Source organism: Litoreibacter janthinus, assembly GCF_900111945.1.
GTDB classification, from domain to species: Bacteria; Pseudomonadota; Alphaproteobacteria; order Rhodobacterales; family Rhodobacteraceae; genus Litoreibacter; species Litoreibacter janthinus.
Genome location: NZ_FOYO01000001.1, coordinates 721491 through 746805, shown reverse-complemented (window position 1 = coordinate 746805; position 25315 = coordinate 721491). Strand labels below are relative to the sequence as shown.

27 protein-coding genes, 1 tRNA gene and 1 pseudogene are annotated in these 25315 nt (G+C 56.6%); 11 read left to right on the top strand and 18 right to left on the bottom strand.

Annotated elements, in window-relative coordinates; all coding sequences use genetic code 11:
• The first annotated feature begins 44 nt into the window (after positions 1-44).
• Positions 45-361 (top strand): annotated as a pseudogene (locus BM352_RS19090) (HNH endonuclease).
• Here BM352_RS19090 and BM352_RS03770 read toward each other — a convergent pair.
• The gene (locus tag BM352_RS03770) at positions 348-968 is read right to left on the bottom strand and encodes an enoyl-CoA hydratase/isomerase family protein (protein WP_090212710.1); all 621 of its coding nucleotides are present in this window, start codon (positions 966-968) and stop codon (positions 348-350) included. The pseudogene BM352_RS19090 and the gene BM352_RS03770 overlap by 14 nt on opposite strands.
• A complete protein-coding gene (locus BM352_RS03765; protein WP_090212707.1) occupies positions 965-1720 on the bottom strand; it encodes an SDR family oxidoreductase in 756 nt (251 codons plus the stop codon). The genes BM352_RS03770 and BM352_RS03765 overlap by 4 nt, the downstream gene beginning before the upstream one ends.
• A gap of 131 nt (positions 1721-1851) precedes the next feature.
• Between BM352_RS03765 and BM352_RS03760 the strand changes: the two genes are divergently transcribed.
• The 5 genes from BM352_RS03760 (at position 1852) to lpxK (ending at position 6579) form a co-directional block, all read left to right on the top strand.
• Entirely contained in the window at positions 1852-3198 is a 1347-nt protein-coding gene (locus tag BM352_RS03760) for a TldD/PmbA family protein (protein ID WP_090212704.1), read from the top strand.
• Positions 3185-3973 (top strand): 3'(2'),5'-bisphosphate nucleotidase CysQ, encoded by a 789-nt coding sequence (locus BM352_RS03755; RefSeq protein ID WP_245780904.1) that lies wholly within the window; start codon positions 3185-3187, stop codon positions 3971-3973. Before BM352_RS03760 ends, BM352_RS03755 begins: the two co-directional genes overlap by 14 nt.
• A gap of 70 nt (positions 3974-4043) precedes the next feature.
• Positions 4044-4289 carry a DUF4170 domain-containing protein gene (locus BM352_RS03750; protein WP_090212699.1) on the top strand — a complete coding sequence of 82 codons (246 nt, stop codon included), beginning with the start codon at positions 4044-4046 and terminating at the stop codon, positions 4287-4289.
• A gap of 20 nt (positions 4290-4309) precedes the next feature.
• Positions 4310-5602, top strand: coding sequence for a 3-deoxy-D-manno-octulosonic acid transferase (locus BM352_RS03745; RefSeq protein WP_090212697.1), 1293 nt, complete (start codon positions 4310-4312; stop codon positions 5600-5602).
• A complete protein-coding gene (gene lpxK / locus BM352_RS03740) occupies positions 5602-6579 on the top strand; it encodes a tetraacyldisaccharide 4'-kinase (protein ID WP_090212695.1) in 978 nt (325 codons plus the stop codon). Before BM352_RS03745 ends, lpxK begins: the two co-directional genes overlap by 1 nt.
• A 3-nt stretch (positions 6580-6582) precedes the next feature.
• Here the strand turns inward: lpxK and BM352_RS03735 are convergent, their stop codons facing one another.
• Positions 6583-7236, bottom strand: a complete 654-nt coding sequence (locus BM352_RS03735) for a DsbA family protein (RefSeq protein ID WP_090212692.1) — start codon at positions 7234-7236, stop codon at positions 6583-6585.
• 16 nt (positions 7237-7252) lie between these two features.
• Positions 7253-7822, bottom strand: a complete 570-nt coding sequence (locus BM352_RS03730; RefSeq protein WP_425434508.1) for a DUF721 domain-containing protein — start codon at positions 7820-7822, stop codon at positions 7253-7255.
• An 83-nt stretch (positions 7823-7905) separates the two neighbouring features.
• Here BM352_RS03730 and mutY point away from each other — a divergent pair, with 83 nt between their 5' ends.
• Together mutY and BM352_RS03720 are read left to right on the top strand one after the other, a co-directional pair.
• Positions 7906-8952, top strand: a complete 1047-nt coding sequence (gene mutY / locus BM352_RS03725; protein WP_090212690.1) for an A/G-specific adenine glycosylase — start codon at positions 7906-7908, stop codon at positions 8950-8952.
• Positions 8953-9019: 67 nt separating this feature from the next.
• Positions 9020-10159, top strand: a complete 1140-nt coding sequence (locus BM352_RS03720) for an alkane 1-monooxygenase (protein ID WP_090212687.1) — start codon at positions 9020-9022, stop codon at positions 10157-10159.
• 14 nt (positions 10160-10173) lie between these two features.
• On the opposite strand, the gene BM352_RS03715 is transcribed toward BM352_RS03720, so the two are convergent.
• From BM352_RS03715 to BM352_RS03700, 4 genes are all read right to left on the bottom strand, one after another.
• Positions 10174-11223 carry a class I SAM-dependent methyltransferase gene (locus tag BM352_RS03715; RefSeq protein ID WP_090212684.1) on the bottom strand — a complete coding sequence of 350 codons (1050 nt, stop codon included), beginning with the start codon at positions 11221-11223 and terminating at the stop codon, positions 10174-10176.
• Between the two features lie 189 nt (positions 11224-11412).
• Positions 11413-12513, bottom strand: a complete 1101-nt coding sequence (locus tag BM352_RS03710) for a site-specific DNA-methyltransferase (RefSeq protein ID WP_281245101.1) — start codon at positions 12511-12513, stop codon at positions 11413-11415.
• A 108-nt stretch (positions 12514-12621) separates the two neighbouring features.
• Positions 12622-13236 (bottom strand): ribonuclease HII, encoded by a 615-nt coding sequence (locus BM352_RS03705; protein WP_090212680.1) that lies wholly within the window; start codon positions 13234-13236, stop codon positions 12622-12624.
• 105 nt (positions 13237-13341) lie between these two features.
• Positions 13342-13788: a hypothetical protein gene (locus BM352_RS03700; protein ID WP_090212677.1), complete on the bottom strand. Its 447-nt coding sequence runs from the start codon at positions 13786-13788 to the stop codon at positions 13342-13344.
• Between the two features lie 163 nt (positions 13789-13951).
• Between BM352_RS03700 and BM352_RS03695 the strand changes: the two genes are divergently transcribed.
• Together BM352_RS03695 and BM352_RS03690 are read left to right on the top strand one after the other, a co-directional pair.
• Positions 13952-14248 (top strand): hypothetical protein, encoded by a 297-nt coding sequence (locus tag BM352_RS03695; RefSeq protein WP_090212674.1) that lies wholly within the window; start codon positions 13952-13954, stop codon positions 14246-14248.
• A complete protein-coding gene (locus tag BM352_RS03690) occupies positions 14220-14921 on the top strand; it encodes a winged helix-turn-helix domain-containing protein (protein ID WP_175500613.1) in 702 nt (233 codons plus the stop codon). The genes BM352_RS03695 and BM352_RS03690 overlap by 29 nt, the downstream gene beginning before the upstream one ends.
• A 45-nt stretch (positions 14922-14966) precedes the next feature.
• On the opposite strand, the gene BM352_RS03685 is transcribed toward BM352_RS03690, so the two are convergent.
• Positions 14967-15043: transfer RNA gene (locus BM352_RS03685), tRNA-Arg, on the bottom strand.
• Between the two features lie 113 nt (positions 15044-15156).
• Here BM352_RS03685 and BM352_RS03680 point away from each other — a divergent pair.
• On the top strand, positions 15157-16212 hold the full coding sequence (locus tag BM352_RS03680; protein WP_090212671.1) for a LacI family DNA-binding transcriptional regulator: 1056 nt from the start codon (positions 15157-15159) through the stop codon (positions 16210-16212).
• Here the strand turns inward: BM352_RS03680 and BM352_RS03675 are convergent.
• The 9 genes from BM352_RS03675 to petA form a co-directional block, all read right to left on the bottom strand.
• Complete coding sequence (locus BM352_RS03675) at positions 16209-17075, bottom strand: YihY/virulence factor BrkB family protein (protein WP_090212668.1); 867 nt, start codon at positions 17073-17075, stop codon at positions 16209-16211. The two genes, BM352_RS03680 and BM352_RS03675, sit on opposite strands and share 4 nt — an antisense overlap.
• Complete coding sequence (locus tag BM352_RS03670; protein ID WP_090212665.1) at positions 17075-17254, bottom strand: PLD nuclease N-terminal domain-containing protein; 180 nt, start codon at positions 17252-17254, stop codon at positions 17075-17077. Before BM352_RS03670 ends, BM352_RS03675 begins: the two co-directional genes overlap by 1 nt.
• A gap of 70 nt (positions 17255-17324) precedes the next feature.
• Complete coding sequence (locus BM352_RS03665) at positions 17325-18662, bottom strand: UDP-glucose dehydrogenase family protein (protein ID WP_090212662.1); 1338 nt, start codon at positions 18660-18662, stop codon at positions 17325-17327.
• A gap of 125 nt (positions 18663-18787) precedes the next feature.
• Positions 18788-19381 (bottom strand): sugar transferase, encoded by a 594-nt coding sequence (locus BM352_RS03660; protein WP_090212660.1) that lies wholly within the window; start codon positions 19379-19381, stop codon positions 18788-18790.
• Complete coding sequence (locus BM352_RS03655) at positions 19378-20217, bottom strand: NAD-dependent epimerase/dehydratase family protein (RefSeq protein ID WP_175500612.1); 840 nt, start codon at positions 20215-20217, stop codon at positions 19378-19380. The genes BM352_RS03660 and BM352_RS03655 overlap by 4 nt, the downstream gene beginning before the upstream one ends.
• Positions 20218-20269: 52 nt before the next feature.
• Entirely contained in the window at positions 20270-22147 is a 1878-nt protein-coding gene (locus tag BM352_RS03650) for a polysaccharide biosynthesis protein (protein ID WP_090212654.1), read from the bottom strand.
• A gap of 407 nt (positions 22148-22554) precedes the next feature.
• On the bottom strand, positions 22555-23361 hold the full coding sequence (locus tag BM352_RS03645; RefSeq protein WP_090212651.1) for a cytochrome c1: 807 nt from the start codon (positions 23359-23361) through the stop codon (positions 22555-22557).
• A gap of 13 nt (positions 23362-23374) precedes the next feature.
• On the bottom strand, positions 23375-24715 hold the full coding sequence (gene petB, locus BM352_RS03640; RefSeq protein ID WP_090212647.1) for a cytochrome b: 1341 nt from the start codon (positions 24713-24715) through the stop codon (positions 23375-23377).
• Positions 24716-24729: 14 nt separating this feature from the next.
• Positions 24730-25293 carry a ubiquinol-cytochrome c reductase iron-sulfur subunit gene (petA, locus tag BM352_RS03635; protein WP_090212644.1) on the bottom strand — a complete coding sequence of 188 codons (564 nt, stop codon included), beginning with the start codon at positions 25291-25293 and terminating at the stop codon, positions 24730-24732.
• Between the last annotated feature and the right edge of the window lie 22 nt (positions 25294-25315).

Genomic DNA, 25315 nt, shown 5'->3' with positions numbered 1-25315 from the left:
GATTTGGTAACCTCTAATCGGACACAACAAGCAAAGGAAGCCCTATGGCGCAGGAGCATCCGACATGCCCTTTATGCCGTCGGCCTATTCCGCCTGACGCAAAGCAGAGTTTGCATCACCTGATTCCGAAGCTGAAAGGTGGAAAAGGTGGGCCAGTCGCGTTGCTCCACCAGATTTGCCATAACGAAATCCACGCCACCCTGTCAGAGGCAGACCTTGCACGCAGCTACAACACGCCAGACGCTTTACGCGCACACCCGAGGTTGAAAAAATTTGTCGACTGGGTTGCAAACGACCGCCCGACTTTCATTCAAAGACACCCGGCGCTCGGCCCGGAGCACGCAAGCTCAGGAAGGGCTAGTCAGCATAGTTTTGATGGCAGAGGCATGCTCTGGCGAGGCTGAAATGACATCCGACGCAAGTTCCTTAGCCGTGTCGAGCAGATCATCGCCGTCCACGATACGGTCCACCAGACCCCATTGCAGCGCCTCATTTGCTTCGACTTTCTGTCCAGCCATCAGGATCATCTTCGCCCGCGCTGGTCCAACCAAAGCAACTAGACGCGGCGGGTCAGATGGTTGCGGAAGGAAACCCAGCTTCATCACTGGATAAAAGAACTTAGCTGTGGGCACGCAGATACGCAGATCACACGCAAGCGCCATGCCCATAGCGCCCCCCGCCAATGTGCCATTCAGGGCCGCGATACTTAGACCCGGGAAATCGGCAATCGCGCGCGAGAGGCGTTCCCAGATCGGATCGACCGCCAGCCCGGCCTTCGCGGCCTCTAGATCTGCGCCTGCGCTGAACACTGTGCCTTCGCCGGTCAGAATGATGGCCTGCACCTCGCCAGCCGCAGATTCCACAGCAAGGGCCAAATCTTTGAGCATCCGACGTGTCAGAGAATTCGCCTTTTCCGGCCTGTTGATCTTGATCACCCAAATGGCGTCGCCCTTGGTCACTTCGATCATTCTCCGAGACCCACGCGGGCGCGAATGCTGTCCTCTCGCAACGAGATTTCCTCTCCAAGATAGTCGTCTGCGTCAGGGCCGCACATCCAAAGCAGCGCCTTGGCGGGCCAATCGGCAGGAATATGGACCGATGGATCAAGCTCGCTCACCGGATTGATGCCGCTGGCTTTGATCTTCACCTGCATTTCGGTGGCAACCGTTCCAGGCGACAGTCCCATGACACGCAACCCCGCGTCACCGTGCTCCTTGTGGATACAGCGGGTCAACATCGCGGCTCCTGCTTTGGAAGAACAGTAAGCGCTCCACCCTTCCAGCGGGTTGTGCGCTGCGCCGGAGCTGATGTTCAGAATAGTCCCAGCGCCTTGCTTCAACATGGCGGGCAGAACAGCTTTCACGCCATAATAGACACCTTTTAGATTCACATCGATCAGGCGGCCCCATTCTTCTGGATCGGTGTCTTCCAAGCGCCCGATTGGATCGATGAGGCCAGCGTTGTTGACCAAGACGTCAACCCGCCCCGTTTTATCCATCGCGACGGAGACGGCGCTTACCCATTCTTCGAAACTCGCGACGTTGGTTGGACAGGCAATCGCCTTCTCTCCGATCTCCGCCGCCAAGGCTTTCAGATCGTCCGCACTGCGCGCCAGAAGCACCACATTCGCACCTGCCTTGGCCATAACGCGCGCCGTGTCTGCGCCGATACCACGGCTTGCACCTGTGATCAGCGCAGTTTTTCCAGTGAGATCAACCATGACATCCTCCATCACTTTCGCACTATCTGACCCGCCCAAGGGAGGAGTTGCAAGCCATCCTTGTCGCAGCCGCCTTGCAAGCAGCGGTGCTTAGGACTACCTCCAAACCCAGACCAAGCTGGAGCTTCCCAATGTCCCAAGACCTGTCGGCCCTGACCGACCGCATGCTGAACGCCGCTCGCAAAGCTGGCGCCGAAAGTGCAGACGCTATCGCTATTGACGGGACATCTGTTTCGATTGATGTGCTCGGCGGCAAACTGGAGCATGCGGAGCGGTCAGAAGGGGTCGAAATCGGCCTGCGGGTTATGATCGGGCAAAAGCAGGCCATTGTCTCATCATCGCTTTTTGACGACGCAACGCTGACAACGATGGCGGAACGCGCCGCGGCCATGGCACAAGAGGCGCCCGAAGATCCATACATCGGACTTGCAGACCCCACTCAGTTGGCCAGCGGATGGAACAGCGACAGCCTTGAGTTATATGACGCGACGCCTGAACCTGCCGCAGCAGAGCTTGAAGACGACGCCAAACGCGCGGAGGCCGCCGCACTGGCTCATCAGGGCATCAGTCAGGTTCAGTCAGCCTCTGCCGGTTATGGCCAACGTCGCATCCATCTTGCGACTTCCAACGGGTTTTCCGGCGGCTACAAGCGCACTGGGCGCAGCCTGTCTTGCGTTGCCATCACTGGTGAAGGCAACGGGATGGAACGGGACCACTACGGAGAAAGCCGCGCGTTCCAAGGCGATCTAATAAGCCCAGAGGATGTTGGGCGGATTGCGGCAGAGCGCACAATGGCCCGTGCGGGCGCACGCCGTCCGAAAACCGGAGCTTATCCGGTCATTTTTGACGAACGTATCGCATCATCGCTTATTGGCCACCTTCTGGTGGCCTCAAACGGCGCAATGATTGCGCGCGGATCGTCTTGGCTGATGGACAAACTTGGGGCACAGATTCTGCCTAAATCACTGTCGATAACGGAGAACCCCCATCGCCCACGCATATCTGGCTCGAAACCATTTGATGGCGAGGGGCTTGCGACAGTGCCGCGCGACATCGTGCGTGATGGTGTGTTGCAGGGTTGGACGCTTGATCTTGCAAATGCGCGAAAACTTGGCATGTCGCCGACTGCATCCGCCTCGCGTGGAACGTCGGGTCCGCCTAGCCCAACGGTGACCAATATCGCATTAACCCAAGGTGATCGCAGCTTGCAGGACCTGATGCGCGAGATGGGCACAGGGCTTTGGATCACCTCTATGATCGGCTCCACGATTAACCCGAACACCGGCGACTATTCACGTGGAGCCTCAGGTATTTGGGTTGAGAATGGGGAGCCGCAATACGCGATCAACGAATGTACTGTGGCCGGCAACCTTCTGGACATGCTTGTTGGGATTCAGCCTGCGAACGATGCGCGGACCCATCTGTCCCGCGTTGTGCCTAGCCTTCTGGTCGAGGGGCTTACTCTTGCAGGCGACTGAAGACCTTAAGCTGTTGATCGACGCGGCGCACGCCAGCGGTGACATTGCACGGACCTATTTCCAAGCCGATCCAGAGGTCTGGCATAAGGACGGCAACGCCGGTCCGGTGACCGAGGCCGACCTAGAAATTGATACCATGCTTCGAACCGACCTGCTTGCGGCGCGAGCGACGTATGGCTGGCTTTCCGAGGAAACCGAAGATGACGAGGCCCGTCTGTCGCATGATCGGGTCTTTATTGTTGATCCTATCGACGGCACTCGCGCGTTTATTGCGGGTGAACGGCATTTTTCCCACTCCCTCGCCATTTCTGAAAACGGTCGCATTACCACAGCAGTTGTCTATGTGCCCATGATGGACCTGCTGTTTGCGGCGACCGACAGTTCCGCGGCCACTTTGAATGGCGCGCCTATCGCTGCCTCCAGTCAATCTGTGGTTGATGGGGCAACAGTGCTTGCAACCAAACCGAACATGGACCCAAATAACTGGGTTGGTAGCGTTCCGAATATCCAGCGTAAATTCCGCCCGTCTCTTGCCTACCGTCTCTGTCTCGTGGCTCAGGGCCGCTATGATGCAATGCTGACACTGCGCGATTGCTGGGAATGGGATATAGCGGCGGGCGACTTGATCGTGCGCAAAGCTGGCGGGATTGTCACCGACCGCCATGATAGCCCGTTGATGTTCAACAGCCCGCACCCAAAAACCAAAGGGTGTCATGCCGCAGGGCCAAACCTGCACAAGGCTTTGCAAGCCAAAATCCGCCAGCCAGAGTTCTAATAAGCCCCTGTTGCAGGGGTACTCCATCGCGTATTGTCGCCGCAAACAACAGAACTACCGGAGCCAGTTTATGACCCAACGCTTACACCTCGTCTTTGGCGGCGAACTTGTTGACCCGACCAAAAACGCATTCAAAGACGTCAACGACATTCATATGGTTGGCATGTATCCCGACTATGCCAGTGCCTATGACGCTTGGAAGTCAGAGGCGCATCGCACCGTGGATAATGCACATATGCGTTACTTCATCGCCCACATTCATCGACTGCGTGATGAAGAGACTGAAGCCTCGTCAACCGAGGAACTCGGCAACTAAGCCGACATCCGCGTCCTATTATGGCGTTTTCCCCCATTTTGGCTCTTTACCTGACGGCCTCTCGCTGGATGGTCCCGCTCGCAAATCGCAAGTTGGCCTCCCGTTTGGCCGACGGGAAAGAAGACCCAGACCGCATTGACGAGCGGCGCGGTATTGCCTCCCAGCCGCGCCCGCGCGGGGAGTTGGTCTGGTTCCACGCGGCTTCCGTGGGAGAGTCGCTTTCGCTACTGGATCTGATCGAGTCGCTGATTGATGAACGCCCTGACCTTAATGTGCTGATCACAACCGGCACGCGCAGCTCTGCGGATCTTCTGGAAGCGCGTCTCCCCGATCAAACCATTCACCAGTTTGTACCGTTGGATACGCGCCCCTTCGTTCAGGCGTTTTTAGATCATTGGAAGCCAGACGTGGCCATCTGGACCGAGAGCGAGCTATGGCCCGCTTTGATCCATGAGACGCACGAACGTGGGATCGAAATGATCTCGTTGAACACCCGCATATCGCACGACTCTTACAAAAAGTGGCTGTGGGTGCGCGGGGCAGCCAGTGTGCTGCTTGGTAAGTTCGACCTCTTTCTCGCGCAGGACCGGGTTTCAGCCAAGCATCTGCTTCGCCTTGGCGCGCCAAGCAAACGCGTTCGCATCAATGGCTCCCTCAAAGAGAGCAGCGGCGCGCTGCCCCATGATGAGCCGGAACGGGCCGCGATTTCAACGGCATTGGAAACGCGCCCCGTCTGGCTTGCCGCCTCCACCCATCCGGGTGAGGACCAGATCGCCGCAGAGGCGCAACGAATTGCGCGTCGCGCCGCGCCACGCCTGCTTTTGATTATCGCGCCCCGACACCCCGAACGGGGGTCGGACATTGCCGAAAACCTGCGTAAAGCAGGATGGCGCGTGGCGCTACGGTCCGAGGGGGCGCAACCTGACGCCGTCGTCGACATCTACATCGCTGACACCTTGGGAGAGATGGGGCTCTGGTATCGCATCGCGCCACTTACCTTCCTTGGTGGGTCACTGGTCGAAATTGGGGGCCACAACCCGTATGAGCCTGCCGCGCTTGGATCCGCAATTCTGCACGGACCCCATGTAGCGAACGCAAAAGAAGTTTATGACCGCCTAGATGAGGCAGGGGGTGCGCGGCAAGTTACCGAAGCCCGAAGCCTTGGTGCCGCCGTAATCGAGTTGCTGGAGCCGCACCGCTCGGCCGAAATGGCACATGCTGCTTGGGAGATTAGTAGCCAAGGCGCCCAAGCCGCAGAGGCCGCCTTTGTCGAGATCAACGCTGCTCTTGATCGCGCCTTGGAGCAAGGCTGATGCAGCCGCCCCGCTTCTGGCATCGTCCGCCCGGGTTGCTATCGACGCTTTTGACACCCTTAGGCGCAATCTATGCAGCCGGAACTGCACGGCGGCTGGCCAAGGGTTCACCCGTGAAACTGGGTGTTCCAGTGATCTGCGTAGGCAATATAAATGCAGGCGGGACTGGGAAAACCCCTACGGTCATCGCACTTGTCCAACGGCTTCAGGGCATGGGCCATAACCCGCACATCGTGTCGCGTGGATATGGCGGCACCATTGGTCATGTCGTGCAGGTCGACGAACGCACTCATGATGCAGCCATGGTCGGGGACGAGCCTTTGCTGCTGGCTGCCTTCGCCCCTACATGGGTCTCGCACGACCGTGCGGAAGGCGCGCAACTTGCACTGCAAAGCGGTGCCGATGTGATCATCCTTGATGACGGGTTTCAGAACCCGAGCCTGCACAAAGACCTGTCTCTGGTTGTCGTCGACGCCGCGCGAGGGTTCGGGAACGGAAAAGTGCTACCAGCAGGACCGCTGCGCGAGCCTGTGGTGACAGGACTTTCCCGTGCTGACCTGTTGCTCTCGATCGGGCCTGAGAAGGCCCAAAGCCATTTTTTGGCAACATGGAGCCAGCCCCCCTGCCCGCATCTGACTGGACGCTTGGTGCCGCTTCAAACAGGCATGGACTGGCAGGGAAGCCGTGTCTTGGCATTTGCTGGGATCGGCCACCCGCAAAAGTTCTTCGCAACTGTGAAGGATCTAGGTGCCGAGATCGTCAAATCCGAGGCGCTGGAGGATCACCAGCCGCTGTCACAATCGTTGATGTTGCGGCTTGAAAACGAGGCGATGCTTTTGGGGGCGCAACTGGTCACGACAGAGAAAGACGCCACTCGCCTCCCTGATGAATTCAGGGCCAAGGTTTTGTCGGTACCGGTGCGGTTGGAAATCAACGATTGGTCAGCGCTTGATGTGGCGCTGACCAATCTGTTCTGAGGTTTAGAGTTCTGCGTCGAGCAGCTTCTTCAAATCGTCGTAGCTCATGTTCGAATGAGTCGTGCCATTGATCACCAACGATGGCGTGGAACGTATGCCATCCGCTTCTGCGTTTTTCTGGTAAAACGCTGTCATTGCAGCGGCTTTGTCACCATCCGTCATGCAGGCATCAAGCGTCGCGTCGTCTAGGCCCGCTTGCTTGCCGAACTTGCGAAGGTTGCCCGCGATTTGTGCCGGTTCGCCCTGCGCCCATTCGCGCTGGTTCTCGAAGATCAGGTCCGTAATCCCAAAATACCGCATACCGCCACCACAGCGTGCGACCATACCAGCCCAAAGGCCGTACCGGTCGAAATAGACCTCGCGGAACACGAATTTTACCTTGCCGGTATCAATGTAATCTTTCTTCAGCTGCTTAAAGACATTCGTATGAAATGTTGCGCAGTGCGGGCAGGTGAAAGAAGCGTACTCGATCAAGGTAACTGGCGCATCATCTGAACCCATCGACATGTCAATAACGCCGGAGGTGTCGACTTCGCTCATCTCGGCAGTTTGTGCATTTAATGGTGTCACAGGCTCTGGCGAATTGCCGGTCAGCACGAAGGCGCCAAGCCCAATAGCTAGGACGCCGACTATGGCGATCAGAATGTTGCGGTTCATCTGCTTGAATTCCTTCTCAGGTGTTTTTTTTACGGGCCATAACATTTTGACCCAGTCGTTCCAAGGCGTGGCGCAAGCCATCGCTTTCTACATTGCTAGCTAGCTCTTTGCTGGCGGATATCACGTGGGGTGGCGGCGCGGGCTTGGTAGAAGGGGCTGACTGAAACGCCATTTGACCTTCGCTAAAGCCAACCGGTGCGGTCTGCGTCACGCGTACACGGCTTATGGCGGAATACCCGTAACATGCATTCACCTTTTCGCGGATCTGAGGCAGCATCTGCTGTACAAGCGGCGCATTTGAGCCGTTGCAAAGAACCGTCAAAGTCGCGCCAAATCCTTCCCGCCCGTAACCAACATCAACGGGATGCGCCATGCGGGCGGTATCCTCGCCCACGATTTCATTCCAGTGGGTCAGAAGGCGCATGACAGCAAAGCCGCGCTTTTCACCAGCTTTTCGAATTTGCCCGTCCACGAACCCTGACATCGCCGCGAAACCCTTCGACCCGCGCCGACGGTAGGTCGGGCGGTTGGCCTTAGTGGAGCCGGTCGCATTGGTTGCGAAATACGGGGTCTGCTTGCGAGTCACAATTTTTGCCTTAGGTTGCGCAGGTAATCTAACGTCTCGCCCTGCCGGTGTCAGACAAAAGCGACATGAACTGGGTATAAACTTTGCGTGAGACTGCCTCTTCCGACGCGCTGCTAAGCTGGTATGACCGGCATGCGCGACAATTGCCGTGGCGCGTTTCGCCACAAGACCGCGCATCGGGCATCAAGCCTGACCCCTATCGCATCTGGCTCAGCGAAGTGATGCTTCAGCAAACCACTGTTGCTGCGGTCAAAGACTACTTCCTGAAGTTTACCGCATTGTGGCCAACCGTTCGGGATCTTGCAGAGGCGGACGACGCCGAGGTGATGGCCGCATGGGCTGGACTTGGATATTACGCCCGCGCGCGCAATTTGTTGAAATGCGCCCGAGTGGTCACGGATGAGCATGGTGGAGTGTTTCCAAATGATCGCGACAGCCTGCAGGCGTTGCCAGGTATCGGGCCTTATACCTCGGCGGCGATCTCAGCGATTGCATTCGATCTGCCTGAAACCGTCCTGGACGGAAATGTGGAACGTGTGATGTCGCGCATCCACGCCGTTGAAGCGCCCCTTCCCACGTCCAAGCCTGAATTGATGACATTGGCGCAGGCTCTAACACCGCAGAAACGGGCTGGAGATTATGCGCAAGCCGTGATGGACCTTGGCGCAACCATTTGCACACCCAAGAGTCCTGCTTGCGGAATATGCCCTTGGCTGGATGCGTGCGAAGGTCGCGAGAAAGGCATTGCGTCGGAGTTACCACGCAAGTTGCCAAAGAAAGCGAAACCTACGCGACGTGGCATTGCCTACGTTTTACGCAACTCTGACGGGGCGTGGCTTTTGGAAACACGTCCCGACAAAGGCCTATTGGGCGGCATGCTAGGCTGGCCCGGGTCCGACTGGGCAGAAGATCCGATCCCAGCCCCGCCTGTTTCTGCGGACTGGCAACCTGCAGGCATGGAGGTGCGCCACACCTTCACCCATTTCCACCTGGTCCTGAACGTTATGGTCGCCGAGGCAGATTTAGAGCCTGAATTAGGCGAGTTTATCCCCCATCAAAGCTTCAGACCTTCAGACCTTCCGACGGTCATGCGGAAGGTCTTTGACGCGGCGAAACACCGCTTTGAGTAGAATTGAGTGCTGCATCTCTACGCGGTAAGCTCTGCTTGAAAAAAGCCAAAGCTGGAAAAGGTGCATCATGACGACTCTTACGAGTAGCGAAGTCTCGAAATTCAGTGCTGCTGTGCCATTCTGGCTATCGCTGCTTATGATCCCTTTGGCATTAATTGGTGCCTCGCAAGGTGGATGGTGGCTGGCGCTGCTTCCGCTTTACGGCTGGGGGATGTTTTCCGTTCTGGATGCGATCATAGGCCTGAACCTCGACAATGCTGACCTGGAAACCACGGACGATGACCTGTTTTGGTATCGCGTCATCACACTGATCTGGTTTCCTCTCCAGTTTGTCTTGATCTTCGGGCTGATTGCCTATGCCACCCGCGCAAGCCATCTGTCAGGCGGGGAGCAAATCGCCCTGTTTTTCGGCGTTGGCGTGATTTCCGGCACTATAGGGATCAACTACAGCCATGAGCTGATGCACCAGAGGAACAAGCTGGAGCGCTGGTTTGGCGATCTGCTGCTGGCGTCAGTTCTTTATTCCCACTTCAGATCCGAACACCTGCTTGTTCATCACCGGTATGTGGCGACCCCAAAAGACCCCGTGACTGCGCGATATAATGAAGGTTTCCACCGGTTCTTCCCCCGCGTCCTTCGCGCGTGCTTCATCTCGGCTTTCGGCGCAGAAAAGGCGATGCTGGCCCGCAAAAATTTGCCTGCCTCCGATCTTTCAAACCCGTTCTACCGATACGCCGCGTTGCAGGCGGGCATGTTGCTACTGGCATATTTAATTGGCGGTTGGGCCGGGCTTGGCCTGTTCATCTTCCAAGCCTATGTCGCAATCTGGCAGCTGGAACTCGTGAACTACATTGAGCATTATGGCCTGACGCGGAAACATTTGGGCGATGGTAAGTACGAGCATGTCCAACCCCGCCATTCGTGGAACGCGGCGCATAAGGCATCCAACTGGCTTCTGATCAATTTACAGCGCCATTCGGACCATCATTATAAGCCTGACCGCCGCTTCCCGCTTTTGCAGAATTACACAGAAGAAGACGCCCCCCAGCTGCCATATGGCTATTCGGTGATGACGATAGCAGCGATGGTGCCACCGGTGTACCGCCGCATCATGAACCCAAGAGTACGCAAGTGGCGGGCGATGTATTACCCTGAAATCACGGACTGGGGGCCCTACAAGGCAGCAACCAACCCGATGCCAAGATAAAAGACGGTGTTGGCCTACAGCGCATAACCATTGCGGCGGGAGGCTTCGACGATCGACCGCCAGTATCCCAATGCCGCGTCCGAAGCGCTGTCATGTCCGGGAGCCTCTGTCCCGATCATTTCAGCTCGCGCGCGAAGGGCTTCGACCTGATAAGGTGCGACCCCCGCAATATAAACGGACGGCGCGATTTTGGAGCATCGCATGTCGTTCTGCTCGGCTGAGAAGCCAAGATAAGGTGCAATAAGGATCGTCCCAGGGCGGGCCTGCGCCATGATCTGATCTTCCATTTCTTTCAACCCATCAGGGTCCTTAAGCGGGCGGTAGAAATAGATCACATCGTAGTTTGCGTAGTCATCAAAGCGACGCGCGTCGGCTTCCATGATGCAGTTCTCTGGCACGTTCAACCGAGCCATCGCTGCCGCGCCAACACGCACCTGCGTAGGGTTGTTCTCGATGCCATGGGACTCAGGAAAGAATGGCAGCGCGGCCCAAATCTTGGTTCCACCACCACAGCCAACGTCAAGGAAACGGGGCGGGCGATCCCGCCCCTGCGCGAGACAAATCCGATAAGCCGCGTGCATCAACGCTTCGAAATGGGTGGCGGGCAGTGCGATATCGGGATGCGCGTCAGACAGCAGGTTCATCATCGCCTCTGCCGATGGCAAGGCCAGAGTGTGCAGCGCGGAATACAGATGGTTGACGTAACGGTTATGCGCGCCCTCCATATAATCTGATGGTTGCGGCATCAGCTCTTGGCGAACAGGCGTGACCTGTTTGTTGACGAGATCTTCGATCCGTGGCCACAGGCGCAATCGCATATGTGCCGCGTTGTAGCTTATGCGCTGCTCGATCTCGGAGCGTTTGCTATCGCGATGCCGCGGGTCAGACAGAACGGAGCCACTATTTTGCAAAGCAGATCGTAGCTGCACCCTATACCGCGAGATCGGGCGCCATATTTTGGCGAATCCGGGTGTGCTGCGTTCGGTTGGAGGCAGTGACAAGAAACTCGCCAGCTGCTGTGTCAGCTGGCCCAGTTCCGTTTCCATTTTCTCTAGATCGGACATGCGCGGGCCGTTCTGACTAATTAACTAAGAAACAATTAATCGGCAGGTTAGCTATTACTGATCCATGTGGCCAGCCTCTCAAACCGTGAAAAAGCGTGAAAAAAATGCCCCGCACCTTGGGTCAGGGCGGGGCAGTTATGTGCCGCGGATTGCCGCAGGCACAGGCGGTAACTTTGAATTTCTTAGGGCTCAGTTCATCTCTGCGCGGATTTGCTGGCGCAAAAGGTCAATAGGGACCTTCTTGCCATCGCGCTTGAATGTCCAATATGTCCAACCGTTGCAGCTTGGCGCGCCTTCCAACGCGGCACCCACTTGGTGGATAGAGCCTTTGACATCATCGCCAATCAGCGTGCCGTCTGCGCGGACTTTGGCTTTGTGGCGACCGTTGAGGCTCCAGAGCTCCTCGCCGGGCGTGAGCATTCCGCGTTCGACCAATTGGCCAAAGGGTACACGAGGCTCAGCGCGTTTGGATTGGGTAACCTCCAAGGACGTGCGATCAAACTTGCGCACATTCTTCAGACGCTTTTCGGCGACTTCGCGATACGCAGCTTCGCGTTCGATTCCGATGAAGTCACGACCTAGTTTCTTGGCGACCGCACCTGTCGTACCTGTGCCGAAAAACGGATCCAGCACAACGTCTCCGGGATTTGTCGTCGCAACCAGCACCCTGTGCAGCAAGCTTTCGGGCTTTTGCGTTGGGTGAGCTTTATCGCCCGCATCATTTTTCAGACGCTCATGTCCGGTACAGATGGGCAGCACCCAGTCGGATCGCATTTGCGTCCCTTCGTTCAGTGCTTTCAGCGCCTCGTAGTTGAAGGTGTATTTGGAGCTTTCCGTCTTCGACGCCCAGATCAGGGTCTCGTGTGCGTTGGTCAAACGCTTGCCGCGAAAATTGGGCATCGGGTTTGATTTGCGCCATACGACGTCGTTGAGCATCCAGAACCCTTGGTTCTGCAATTCGGTGCCGACACGGAAGATGTTGTGATAGGAGCCGATCACCCAGATCGCACCATTGGGCTTCAGCAAACGCTTTGCCGCTTTGAGCCAGGCTTGGGTGAATTCGTCGTATTTGCGGAAAGATGCAAACTGGTCCCAAGCGTCGTCTACCGCGTCAACTTTGGAGTTGTCGGGCCGATGCAAGTCGCCGCGCAATTGCAGGTTATAAGGCGGGTCTGCAAAGATCAGGTCGATGGAAGCCTCTGGAAGACTGTTCATCGCCTCGATGCAATCGCCGTCTAAAATCGTGTTCAGCGGTAATGCTTCATGCATCACCTTAGTCATTTTTCCCATCGTCTGCCCCAAGCTGGTGCACGTTGTCGTGCTTGTTCGCTGTGTTGCGCTAAGGATGAGTCAAAGCTGATTCGCTGTCAAAATCTTTATATTTCAATGAGTTGAAAATTATAGATGACACAAGATATTGTGTACCGGTTTGAAGCTACGTCTATGATGTGGGGTGACACCAAGTTCAATTAGGGCAGAAATGTGGCCCTTGGTCGGGTATCCGGCATTTTTGTCCCATCCGTAGCCGGGGTATTGTTGCGCAAGTGCATCCATGTGTCTGTCGCGCGTCACTTTTGCCAGTATCGACGCGGCAGCAATTGACTGTGACTTGCCGTCGCCTTTCACGATCGCGGTCGCGGGCAGCTGCATATCGCGTGGAATCTTGTTTCCATCGACCAATACATGGCCCACCGTTCCCAACCCTTCTACAGCGCGGCACATCGCCAGATGCGAAGCGTGGTATATATTCAGGGCGTCGACTTCTTCCACACTGGCCTCGGCAATACAAAAGCGCGCGCTGGACATGATTTGGTCGAACAGGACGTCCCGTTTCTTTGCGCTCAGTTTTTTGGAGTCATTCAACCCCATGGGAATGTTGCTCGGATCTAAAATGACGGCCGCTGCAACGACCGGCCCGGCCAAGGGGCCACGTCCAACTTCGTCGGTTCCGGCAATACCCGTAACCCCTTGCGCGATAAGCGCCTGCTCGTAACTGAAATCTGGTCCCGTCATGGCGCATCCAAAACCGGATTCGTGAAGAAGTGCAACCAAAGGGCGGCGAACGGAAAAAGGGGCGAGCCACGCGGCCCGCCCCTCCTGCTCGATTATCCTAGAGACCTAAGCTTGCCAGCCTTTCTGGCGAAGGCATTGCGGGGAATAGAACCGGCGCGCACCTTGACGCGACTCTACACGGCGTTCGCATGAGCGCGGCAGTTGGGCGCGCGTGCTGCGTTCCATACATTTCGCACCGTAGACGCGGATGTTGCCGCGATGGGTCCACTGGTTCACCAGGCACTTCTCAGGCGCGATTTTGGCTGCCTGACGACGCGGGCGCATTTCTCGGTTCGGGTTGCGGCGGCTTGGATACGCATCATAGCGACGGGTGTCGCGCTGCGTAACGACCTCATCATTGTTCTTGTTTTTGAGCACCTGAGACAGGATCCCAAGAACGGCGAGGCCAGCAATGATCTTCCCAACATCTTCGTCTGCGCGCGCCGGCGCGGTGGTCATTGCGGTCATTGCCAATGAGAGGCTTAGCAGGGCTGCGATAAATTTGCGGGTCATGGTCTTTCCTTTTCATTGAAGCCCTGTAAGTGGGCGTCTGGTGATGGATTGACTTTGGACTCGCATCGACATGTCGCTCAATGACAGCCCTTCGTTATTGGATAACACCCCCAGAATGCAGGTTGATATTGAATAACGCGCCCGTGCGGATCATGGTCGCCTCATGAAACACATCATCTACATAACTGCTTTCTCATTGAGCCTGTCCGCATTGGCATTGCCCGCGCAAGCGGCATGTTACGCCGACTATAAGGCGAAGAAAGACAATCCGCTGAAGCTGCATTATGGCGTGATCAAAGTGTCAAACGCGGCCTGCTCTTCCCCAAGCGCTGCCGCAAGTGCGATCGCGCCACGGCTTGCCGCCGCAGGTTGGACGCTGCTCAACATTGTGTCACTGTTCAATGATGGCGGCCTAGACGGGAGAAAGGCAAATGCCGGACCCTACTTCCTCCGCTTCTAAAGCGCCCTCACCCTTGCAAGTCATCGTCATCGGTATGGCGGTGATTGTCAGCATTCTGGTCATCGCGGCTTTGGTGTTGTTCCTGAATTTGCCCGATGCCAATGCATTTAACATGCGCGTCGAGCGGATTTTCATCGAGAACGATGCGCTTAAGCAGGGCGGAGAGATCCGTTTGCTCGAAATCCTGGCCCAATCCGGCACCGCGTTTTCTGACACGCTGGCGTCTTATCGCTTCATCATTTTCGTTCTCTTGATATTCGCGACAGCCCTGCTGATCGCCGCATTGGTGTCGATTGTGTTCTTGGTGGCTCTGGCCCGCCGCATGGCTGAAATCGAGAAGAGCGGCATTCAAGTAAATTCGCTCGTCGTCAGCCGCGGCGAACGGATCGTCCAGATCAACGATATGGTGTTCAAGCTAACGGAAGCCGCGCTGGAAACACTTTCGGTACTGGCTGAGGCGCGGTTGGATGATGACATCCTCACTGGGTTGGAAATTGAGTCCATGATCTCAGGCAAGCCCGAGATTGACTGCGACGAGGCCTCCGGCGCGACCCGCATCAAGCGACTTCGCGATCACCTGGGCAACCAGATGATGAGCGAACTCTTGATCAAAAACATCGCTCGCAAGGGATATGTGTTGGCAGTTGAACCCGGTGCAATCAAAATGATCTGAGCCAAAAACCTAGCAAAAGGCGCTCAATTCTCGCACAACGGTCACTGGTGACCCCGGCAGGATTCGAACCTGCAACCTGCCCCTTAGGAGGGGGCTGCTCTATCCAGTTGAGCCACGGGACCACGCGGACTGTATATGGCGTTTTTAGACGCTGTCAGGCAACCCCAAATACCTAAACAGTTGCGCCTTGGAGAGCAGCGACTATAGCGCTATCATGCCTCACATTCATAAGTTTATGAGACATACCTTGGCCGAACGCTCCAGCCCCGAATATCGCCATCAACTCACCCTCAGAGACGTGTCGGAAGCCTCTGGCGTCAGTGAAATGACTGTAAGCCGCGTGTTGAGGAACCGTGGGGAAGTGTCGGACAAGACACGCGAGAAAGTTTTACTGGCTGCGCGCCAACTCGGGTATGTGCCAAACAAAATTGCCGGGGCTTTGGCATCAAACCGGGTGAATCTGGTTGGAGTTATTATCCCATCCCTTTCAAACATGGTGTTTCCGGAAGTGATGATGGGGATATCAAAAGTGTTGGACGACACCCCGCTGCAACCCGTGGTTGGCGTAACCGACTACCGCCCCGAGAAAGAAGAAAAAGTCATATTCGAGATGCTGTCGTGGCGTCCGTCCGGTCTCATTGTCGCCGGGTTGGAACATACAGACGCAGCGCGACGCATGATGGAGAACGCAGGCATTCCAATCGTCGAGATCATGGATGTCGATGGTCCCGCAGTGGACGCAGCCGTTGGGATTTCGCACACGCGTGCGGGCCGCGAAACCGCGAAAGAGATCCTTAAGCGTGGCTATCGCAAGATTGGGTTTCTCGGCACCAAAATGCCGCTGGACCACCGCGCCCGCAAGCGCTTTGAAGGGTTCGAGGCGGTTCTGCGCGAGAATGGGTTGAGCCTAGAAGCTGAAGAATACTACTCCGGTGGCTCGGCTTTGGGTAAGGGTCGCGAGATGACGGCGAGCATTCTGGAGAAGAACAAGGATCTCGATTTCCTCTATTACTCCAATGACATGATAGGCGCCGGCGGACTGTTATATTGCCTTGAGGCCGGAATTGACGTTCCGGGCAAATTAGGGCTCGCGGGGTTCAACGGTGTTGACCTGATCGACGGGTTGCCTCGCAAACTGGCAACGATGGATAGCTGCCGCGTGGAGATTGGTCGTGCAGCAGCGCAGATCATTGCACATGATGCAGATGGGACCGGCGAGGCCCCGACGCAAAAGCGGGTGGAAATTTCTCCGGTGTTTGCGCCTGGTGATACGCTGCGCGCGCCGCGCTAATCGGCTTGCGCTGACTGTAGACCCTTAATGTGATGCCGCCTCGCCAGCTCACAGTTCAATGTCGCCCCCAGAAGTACGACCCACGCGCTGATGTAGAACCACATCAGCAGCGCCACGACCGCACCAATGGAGCCGTAGACTTCGTTATATTTGCCGAAATTGGTCAGATAGAGAGAGAACGCCCAAGACGCCCCACCCCAAATGACCAAGGCCACCAATGCTCCAGGTGAAATCCAGTTAGTTTTAAGATGCGCTGTTTTGTGGTTCGGACCGAAACGGTATATCAGACCCAGTCCCAAGATTACCGCTGTGATCACGAGAACCCAACGTAGCGCCTCAAACGTGTTTTCGGTGGCATCCCCCAACGGCAACAACGCGAGCGCCAACGGAAAGACCACTATCCCCGCCAAAGCGACAAGTGACATCGCAATGAGGCAGAGAGTCAGAAGCAACGCTGCAAATGCGCGCCTTACCCCCGTGCGATGCGGCGCGGAATATACCGCGTTCAACCCGCGGATCAAGGCGGAGACACCTGCGCGTGTCGACCACAGCGCCGCCCCTAAGGAGATCAAGGTCGTGTATCCCAGCGTCGAGTTATTGGCGTTGATCAGGGAATGCACCTGCGTCTCGAACAGACTAAAGGCATCTGCCGGGATGAAGCGGCGTAATAAAGTGACCTGATCGTCGATAAGGGCCGGGTCGGAAAAGACGCCCCACAGCGCTATCAGCGCCGCGAGGGCCGGAAAAATCGCAAGCATGGCGTAAAAGGCCACGCCCGCCGAGATCAGGCTTAGGTTGCGCGCGTCCATAGCATTCAGAAGGTCGCTTATGAACCGATAGACGGACAGAGCATTGTGCAGCATTAGCGGGTCGGTTTTGGGCCAGCAAAATACCAGATGATAAAACCGATCACCGGCAGGGCCAGAACCAGAACGATCCACAACACTTTTTGCGCAGTCTCAACCTTGGCGTTGAAAATCGACGCAATGGCCCAAACATCCAGGGCAAAAACGACGAGGCCGATTAGCGGATTCAGGCCCATAGGAAGCTCCTTTGCGTTAGCCGATTACTTACAAACGTAAGCGCCCAAGCGTCGTTTACCAAGTGTCGTTTTAAGTTTCCGCCGCGAAGCCCTGCCGCCCAATGGAAGCATAAGCCTCAAAACCAGCGCGCTTGGCGTCTTTGGCCGAATAGATATTGCGCAAGTCGGCCATCCGTGGAGACGCCATTTTTTTGGCCATCTTCTTGAGGTCCAACGCGCGGAATTCGTTCCACTCCGTCAATATGACGACTGCATCGGCGTTTTGCACCGCCTTGTACGGGTCATCTACCCATTGCACCCCGGGCAGCAATGCCACGCCCTCGCGGGCACCTTGTGGATCGACGACGCGCACCCTAGCGCCCCCGCCTACCAGCGCCGGCACGATGGTCAGGGATGGCGCGTCGCGCATATCATCGGTGTTGGGTTTGAATGTCACGCCAAGCACCGCGACTGTCTTGCCGTTGAACGACCCTTCGCAAAGATCACGCAGCTTTTCTATCATTCGCAGCTTCACGCCATCGTTTACCCGCATCACTGTTTCAGTGATCTGCATCGGCACAGCGTGTTCCTGCCCAATTCGGGCCAGCGCAGAAGTATCTTTGGGGAAGCATGACCCGCCATAGCCCGGGCCTGCATGGAGAAACTTGTTCCCGATCCGGCCATCCATGCCCATGCCGCGCGACACTTGCTTGACGTCTGCACCGGTCTTTTCGCACAGCGCTGCGATCTCGTTGATGAAAGTGATCTTGGTCGCCAGAAACGCGTTGGCCGCGTATTTGATCATCTCCGCGCTTTCCAGATCCGTCGTGATTACTGGGAAGTCTCGGAGATAGAGCGGGCGGTAGATATCTTGCATAACTTCTGCCGCGCGGTCGCTTTGTACACCAACAACGACGCGGTCAGGTTTCATAAAATCGTCAATTGCCGCCCCTTCGCGCAGGAATTCGGGATTGGATGCGACATCAAATTCCAAGTCAGGAGCCGCTTTGCGGATCACCTGCTTCACTTGACGGTTAGTGCCCAGCGGAACAGTCGATTTGGTGACGATCACTGTATAAGGATTACCAGCCGCCGCGCAGGCCTTGGCAATGTCTTCAGCGGCGGCATACACGAAGGAAAGGTCCGCATGGCCATCACCGCGTCTAGTCGGCGTCCCCACTGCAATAAAAACAGCATCAGCGCCGCTTATTCCTGCTGCCAGATCCGTGGTGAAAGATAGCCGTCCCGCATCAACGTTCTTTGCCATCAGATCATCAAGCCCGGGTTCGTAGATCGGCACCTTGCCGTTGTTGAGCATTTCGATTTTTGCCGGATCGCGATCAACGCAGACGACATCATGCCCAAAATCCGAGAAACACACACCGGAGACCAATCCGACATACCCTGTGCCGATCATCGTGATTTTCATACTTAACCTCTTGAACCAATTAACTGCGAAATGCGGGTTACCTAGCTATCTGTCAACGAATAGCCCTTTTTAGCAACCAGAACTGCTCACAATCGCGTCCTTTGCGTGTCACAAGCCGCGAATGATCAGAAAACAGTCTTTATCATGATCCACGCGTCCATGCACAAAGTTCTGCGACGCTGATACAGAAGATCAAGGTGCGCCTTTCTGGGAACGCAGCGTCGGGCATACACAGCATCGGTCTGTTCTGGCGTCGCGCAGGGCATCAACAACAGCTCTTCGTGGCGATGATAGATGATCGACGCCAGCCCAGTTATACCGGGGCGGCTCTTTAGAACTTCACCATAGATTCCGGGAAAGCGATCAACATACTCACGCAAGGGTGGGCGCGGTCCGACGAAGCTAATGTCGCCCACCAACACATTCCAAAGCTGCGGTAATTCATCCAGACGCATTCTGCGAAGCGCCGCCCCTGTGCGTGTAATACGGTTCGATTTGTTGCCGCCTGACACTCCCTGATCGACGAGAGCCACAGTCATCGTTCGAAACTTGATGAGCCGGAAGCTCTGCGTCGGCGTCTTCATCCGTTCAGACATGTAGAACACAGGACGGCCATCGAGCATCGCAATCACAACCGTTGTCAGCGCAATTACGGGCAGCAAGAGCGCGCCCAAAACAAGCACCGCTGCCAGATCGAACAGTCGTTTTGTAATGGTCAAGCGAGCGCCCCCAAGTTGCGCAATTCCGCTACCATAGTGTCTGCTGTCGCGGCAAGGCTATCGGCGCCCATGATCCCAGCCAAAGCGGAGCAGTTCAACGTAATCCGCTGCGTGCCAAACCGCTCCGTGGGCGCAGGAACCCAGTGCCACGGCAACCCCGCCGCTTGCGCCAGATCTGCCATTTCAATGGGTGAGGTCGCAGCCAAGTTTAGAATGTCGGGCAACGCGTTCTCGAACATCACCAGACGCTCTAGGCAACGCGCCAAGGACGCTGGCCCTATGTAAGAACGTCGTGGTCCCTTCCCATCCGGAAACCGGTCGATCTGGAGCGGCTTGTCAGGTGAAACCGTGTGCGCACGTCCCAGCAACGCATCTGCGCCAGCGACATTGCCGATCCGCAGACAGCAGGTGTCCACATGTGCGTCCGACGCAGCAATCACAGCTTCCATATCTAACTTGCCGTGCCCGTAGGGATTTACAGGGTCTGTTGGATCGGTCTCAGCAAGGCCTTCCCCCAACGAATAAACCGCTGATGAAGAGGCAAACAGAACCCGCCTCACACCGGCCTTGGCGGCAGCCTCCAAGACGGCCCCGGATAGCGCTGCGGCGTCTCTTACATCACCACAGGTAGAAGGGGTCGCGCCAATCAATGCGATGACAGTGTCAATGCCACTCTCACGGTCTACAAACTGACATAATGGTTCGGAACCATCATCGAGAGGAGACCAAGTCAGATGATATCCGTTTGTCCGTGATTGCGTCCTAAGTGTCATTGCAGGCTTTTCGATGCGCCAATGCGCCAACAGCAACTGGCTCACGCGGCCAGTCGCGCCCATTAGGAGACATTTTGGGTTCTGTGAGGTCGTCGCCAGCGCAGGTGTTCGGTCGTCAGACAACGTCATCCAATCCGGTCTCAGCAACGTGGAACCCGTCTACATTTGCCTCGATGATCGATCGGACTGCCGCCGGATCATTCGCCGCAATCGCGGCCCGGATCTGCTTCAGGATACGCGCCATTTCGATTTGTGATAGGCGCCGTTCTTCCGCACGCATGATCTTCTCATGAGGTGTTGGCAGGATGTTGTTCCCAATCAGCAGTTCTTCATAAAGCTTCTCACCCGGGCGCAATCCAACCGTTTCGATATCAATGTCACCATGCGGGTTCTTTTCATCGCGCACTGTAAGGCCCGTCAGCTCAACCATTCGTCGAGCGAGGTCGCGGATGTTAACTGGAGCGCCCATGTCCAGCACGAACACGTCACCACCAGTCGCATAGGCACCTGCCAGAAGAACCAGTCGCGCAGCTTCGGAAATGGTCATGAAATAGCGCGTGATCTTCTCGTGGGTCAGCGTAATTGGGCCACCCGCCGCGATCTGGCTTTGGAACAGCGGGATCACTGATCCTGACGAGCCCAGAACATTACCAAAGCGCACCATCGCAAACTTGGTCACTTCAGATCGGGTCTGTAGGTCTTGGATTGAAAGCTCAGCCAATCGTTTGCTTGCGCCCATGATGTTGGTAGGCCGGACTGCTTTGTCGGTTGACACAAGAATGAAACGCTCGACGCCCGCCTTCTGCGCTGCTTCAGCGGTTGTTAGCGTGCCAAACAGATTGTTGCGAAGGCCTTCGATCTCATTCTCTTCGACTAGCGGCACATGCTTATAGGCAGCTGCGAACAGAACGATGTCGATTTCAGATTCGGCCATAATATGTGCCATGCGATCGGGATCACAAACAGAGCCGAGACGCGTGACCAGTTCGACACCATGCATTTCTGCAAGGGGGACCAACTCACGCGAAATTTCGTAGAGCGCAAATTCGGAGTGATCAAGAAGTGTGAGGCGCTGTGGGCCGCACAAGATGATTTGACGACAAAGCTCGGACCCGATGGACCCGCCTGCGCCTGTTATCAGCACGCGGCGACCTGCATAGGCGCGGGCAACTTCGGGGGTTTCAAGATCGACCTTGTCGCGCCCAAGAAGCCTGTCCGGCGTGACAGGACGCAGGTTCGAAGCCAGCCCAGTGCCTTCCACCAGTTCGCTGTATGTAGGCAACGCATGAACTTCGCACCCGAATTCCGAAAGCTCTTGGGTTAGACGGCGCATACGCGGCTCACTCACCGACGGCATCGCCAACAAGACGCGCTGGATTTCACCCCGGCGCACTTTTGCCTCTAGCTGAGCACGAGAGCATACCTCCATACCAGAAACGGTCATGGTCTGTAGCGTGACGTTGTCATCGACAAAGGTCACTGGGCGCATTTGGAAATCTTGACGCAGTGCGGCAAGCAGCTGCACACCGGCCGAGCCTGCGCCATAGATCGCGACTGGCATCCGGCCGTTTCCGACGTTGATCCGTCGCACCAAAAGGTTTCTCCCGAGCGTGCGCAAACCCAAATGCAACAACAGAAATGCGGGTCCGGTCAGCACTGCAACCGCGCGCGGCAGGTCCAGATTGAAGGCATAGGTTTCCGCGGCTGTAATCGCAGCGACCGATAGCGCTGCGAACGCACCGCGGCGCATGTCATGCGCTTCAAAGGCCATCAGCTTGATCCGATTGAGTCCAATGCGCAAAAAAATCGGGGTCGCTACGATCGGCGTCATAACGAAGAGCGGCCAAGCTTCCCAGAGCAGTTTGACCGGCGACAACGTATCGAAAAGTAGAACAAGTGAGATAAAGAGGCTGAGCGGTACGAGGAGAATATCAATGAAAAGCAGGATATGGCGTTTAACAGGACGCGGCAGCGTAACGAGGTAATCAAGCATAAAAATAGTCCCCCGCTTCGCTACGCCCCAAAACGAGGACTAGAAATACGACTCTGCAAAGCTCGTTACGCTTAGCCCCAAATTATGGTTCAACGCAACCGACGCGCGCGTCATACTGCGGGGAAACGGCGGGTTTTTGCTGCAATATTGCTCCACCGTAGTTCGGTTCAGCTTTCCAAATACTAGATATGGACCCCAGCAACTAATCCAAAGTTAACGCGTAAAATCAGAGAGATGCAGAGCACCGCCTGAGAGCGATAGCCAGACGCTCGCTCGTTGAACGCACGGGACGAGTCTCAGAACTGCACATCTCGTGGACGCACGCGTGGCGTTGGTCTCCCCTGAGACGCACAAACGAAAAGGCGCGCCGGAGAGGGCGCGCCTTTTTGATACTCTTTCGAAAGGGCTCAGCCTTTGCGCTTGATTGGCGCCCAAATACGCTTGTTGGTCAGGTAGAGCAGCGCGGTCAGGATTACCAAGAAGAACACGGCAACGAAGCCTGTGCGCTTGCGTGCGTCCTGATGCGGCTCTGCTGTCCAGCGCAGGAAGGCTGCAACGTCTTCTGCTTCGTGGTGCAACTCGTTGGAGTGACCGTCGGCAAACTCGACATCCTCGCCGTAAAGCGGTGGCGCCATAGCGATCCAGCCACCTGGGAAGGCGGTATTCTCGTAGAACGTAGTGCCAGCTTCTTCCTTTTCCTCGCCGGTGTAACCGGTGAGAAGGGAAGCGATGTATTCCGCGCCACCAATGCCGTTCACAAGTTGGCTCAGGCCAGTGCCGACAGGGCCGTGGAAACCAGCGCGCGCCTTGGCCATCAAGGACAAGTCAGGTGCGTTGGCAGAATAAAGCGCCGGGAAGTTATCCGTCGGCTTCAGAGTGCGGTACTCCTCGGTTTCCTTGTCGAACAGCTGCGGGTTGGACAACTCGTCGTTGATCGGGAACTTCGCAGCATAGGCTTTCATCTGTTCTTCTGGCAGCGCAGGGCCACCCTCGTCGGCCAGAGTGCGCATGGGCACGAATTTCAGACCGTGACACGAGGAACAAACCTCTGTGTAGATCTGCAACCCGCGCTGAAGCTGGTTCTGATCAAAGGTGCCGAACGGCCCCTCGTACGAGAATTGCACGTCATGGGTGTGACCAGCATCGCCCGCGGCAAATGCGCCGGATGCAACTGCGATGGCCGAGACGGCTGCGAGTGAGAGTTTCTTGAGCATTGGTAGTTTCCTCTTACTCAGCAGGCGTCGCGACAGAGTCGGAGCCATCTTTTGCAGGGTAATGCGCGTCGAAATCTTCCTCGATCGTCGCAGGACGGGCCAGCGGTTTCTCGATTACGCCAAGCAGCGGCAGAATAACGAGGAAGTAGCCGAACCAGTAAGCCGACGCGATCAATGAGATCCAGTCATGCGGGAAGTTTGTATCCCGTGCACCGACCCACATCAGAACGAAGAAGTCGACAACCAGCAGCGCGAACCACCATTTGAACATCGGGCGGTACCGACCCGAACGAACGGACGACGTGTCCAGCCATGGTGCCAAGGCCATAACCGCGATGGCGCCGAACATGGCAGCCACACCAAAGAACTTGGCGTCGACGATGCCGCCGGTCACGAAGGACACAAGTTGCACGACCCAAACGTCAGCAGTGAAGGCCCGAAGGATCGCGTAAAATGGTAGGAAGTACCATTCAGGCACAATGTGCGCAGGTGTCGCCAGCGGGTTCGCCTCGATGTAGTTATCGGGGTGTCCCAAATAGTTCGGCATGAAGCCCACGATGGCCCAGAAGACGATCATGATGACGCCCAGCGCGAACAGGTCCTTCATGACGAAGTAAGGCCAGAACGGAACGGTGTCTTTCGCGGCATCTTCTTTGGAAGTGCGACGCACCTCTACACCGGTTGGGTTGTTGTTGCCCGTGGTGTGGAACGCCCAGATGTGCACTGCAACGAGGCCGGCAATCACGAAAGGCAGCAAGTAGTGCAGCGAGAAGAAGCGGTTCAACGTCGCGTTGTCCACTGCGGGCCCGCCAAGCAGCCAGGTTTGGATCATCTCACCGATACCGGGGATGGCGCCAAACAGGCCGGTGATCACGGTCGCGCCCCAGAAGGACATCTGACCCCAAGGCAGCACGTAGCCCATAAAGGCGGTGCCCATCATTGCAAGATAGATGATCATGCCGATGATCCACGTGATCTCGCGTGGTGCCTTGTAAGAGCCGTAGTACAAGCCGCGGAAAATGTGAGCGTAAACGGCCACAAAGAACAGCGACGCGCCGTTGGCGTGCAGATAACGGAGCATGTAACCGCCATTCACGTCCCGCATGATGTGCTCGACCGAGGCGAATGCCTTGTCGACATGAGGGGTGTAGTGCATCGCCAGCACGATGCCCGTCACGATTTGCAGCACCAGACAGAACGTCAAAACGATGCCCCAGATCCACATCCAGTTCAGGTTTTTCGGAGTGGGGATCATCAGAGTGTCATAGAGCAGACCAACAATCGGCAAGCGGGAGTGAAGCCACTTCTCGCCGCCAGACTTGGGCTCATAATGGTCGTGTGGGATACCAGCCATGAGTGTTTTCTCCCTTAACCGAGTTTCAGCACGTCAGGCGACGTGAATTGAGCGACAGGCACCAGCAGGTTGCGCGGTGCGGGACCTTTGCGGATACGCCCAGCGGTGTCGTAGTGCGATCCGTGGCATGGGCAGAACCAGCCGCCGAATTCGCCTGCATCACCCAGCGGCACACAGCCAAGGTGTGTACAAACGCCGATCATGACCAGCCATTCGCCGTCTTCGTCCAGCGTCCGGTTTTGGTCTTCGGCGTCTGCCTCCGGGCCAAGGTTGTTATTCTCTGCGCCGGTGTCAGGCAAATCCGACAACGCGACAGCGCGGGCGGCTTCGATCTCGTCCGCAGTACGGCGGCGGATAAAAACCGGCTTACCCAGCCACTTGACTGTCAACTGGGTGCCAGGCTCTACGCCGGAAACGTCAACGTCGATGGAGGCGAGGGCCTGCACGTCAGCGGAAGGGTTCATCTGGTTGACCAGAGGCCAAACGGCGGCCCCTGTCGTTACTGCACCAGCGCCAGCTGTGGCGTAGTACAGGAAGTCGCGACGGGTGGCGCCGCTGTGGTCGTCTGCGTGGGACACGAGAACTTCTCCCTTGTCGGAC

What these genes read in the sequence shown, in the direction of transcription:
- BM352_RS03770 (WP_090212710.1), bottom strand. Translation starts at nt 968, where the DNA reads ATGATCGAAGTGACCAAGGGCGACGCCATTTGGGTGATCAAGATCAAC.
- BM352_RS03765 (WP_090212707.1), bottom strand. Translation starts at nt 1,720, where the DNA reads ATGGTTGATCTCACTGGAAAAACTGCGCTGATCACAGGTGCAAGCCGT.
- BM352_RS03760 (WP_090212704.1), top strand. Translation starts at nt 1,852, where the DNA reads ATGTCCCAAGACCTGTCGGCCCTGACCGACCGCATGCTGAACGCCGCT.
- BM352_RS03750 (WP_090212699.1), top strand. Translation starts at nt 4,044, where the DNA reads ATGACCCAACGCTTACACCTCGTCTTTGGCGGCGAACTTGTTGACCCG.
- BM352_RS03745 (WP_090212697.1), top strand. Translation starts at nt 4,310, where the DNA reads ATGGCGTTTTCCCCCATTTTGGCTCTTTACCTGACGGCCTCTCGCTGG.
- lpxK (WP_090212695.1), top strand. Translation starts at nt 5,602, where the DNA reads ATGCAGCCGCCCCGCTTCTGGCATCGTCCGCCCGGGTTGCTATCGACG.
- BM352_RS03735 (WP_090212692.1), bottom strand. Translation starts at nt 7,236, where the DNA reads ATGAACCGCAACATTCTGATCGCCATAGTCGGCGTCCTAGCTATTGGG.
- BM352_RS03720 (WP_090212687.1), top strand. Translation starts at nt 9,020, where the DNA reads ATGACGACTCTTACGAGTAGCGAAGTCTCGAAATTCAGTGCTGCTGTG.
- BM352_RS03715 (WP_090212684.1), bottom strand. Translation starts at nt 11,223, where the DNA reads ATGTCCGATCTAGAGAAAATGGAAACGGAACTGGGCCAGCTGACACAG.
- BM352_RS03710 (WP_281245101.1), bottom strand. Translation starts at nt 12,513, where the DNA reads ATGGGAAAAATGACTAAGGTGATGCATGAAGCATTACCGCTGAACACG.
- BM352_RS03705 (WP_090212680.1), bottom strand. Translation starts at nt 13,236, where the DNA reads ATGACGGGACCAGATTTCAGTTACGAGCAGGCGCTTATCGCGCAAGGG.
- BM352_RS03700 (WP_090212677.1), bottom strand. Translation starts at nt 13,788, where the DNA reads ATGACCCGCAAATTTATCGCAGCCCTGCTAAGCCTCTCATTGGCAATG.
- BM352_RS03695 (WP_090212674.1), top strand. Translation starts at nt 13,952, where the DNA reads ATGAAACACATCATCTACATAACTGCTTTCTCATTGAGCCTGTCCGCA.
- BM352_RS03690 (WP_175500613.1), top strand. Translation starts at nt 14,220, where the DNA reads ATGCCGGACCCTACTTCCTCCGCTTCTAAAGCGCCCTCACCCTTGCAA.
- BM352_RS03680 (WP_090212671.1), top strand. Translation starts at nt 15,157, where the DNA reads ATGAGACATACCTTGGCCGAACGCTCCAGCCCCGAATATCGCCATCAA.
- BM352_RS03675 (WP_090212668.1), bottom strand. Translation starts at nt 17,075, where the DNA reads ATGCTGCACAATGCTCTGTCCGTCTATCGGTTCATAAGCGACCTTCTG.
- BM352_RS03670 (WP_090212665.1), bottom strand. Translation starts at nt 17,254, where the DNA reads ATGGGCCTGAATCCGCTAATCGGCCTCGTCGTTTTTGCCCTGGATGTT.
- BM352_RS03665 (WP_090212662.1), bottom strand. Translation starts at nt 18,662, where the DNA reads ATGAAAATCACGATGATCGGCACAGGGTATGTCGGATTGGTCTCCGGT.
- BM352_RS03655 (WP_175500612.1), bottom strand. Translation starts at nt 20,217, where the DNA reads ATGGGCGCGACTGGCCGCGTGAGCCAGTTGCTGTTGGCGCATTGGCGC.
- BM352_RS03650 (WP_090212654.1), bottom strand. Translation starts at nt 22,147, where the DNA reads ATGCTTGATTACCTCGTTACGCTGCCGCGTCCTGTTAAACGCCATATC.
- BM352_RS03645 (WP_090212651.1), bottom strand. Translation starts at nt 23,361, where the DNA reads ATGCTCAAGAAACTCTCACTCGCAGCCGTCTCGGCCATCGCAGTTGCA.
- petB (WP_090212647.1), bottom strand. Translation starts at nt 24,715, where the DNA reads ATGGCTGGTATCCCACACGACCATTATGAGCCCAAGTCTGGCGGCGAG.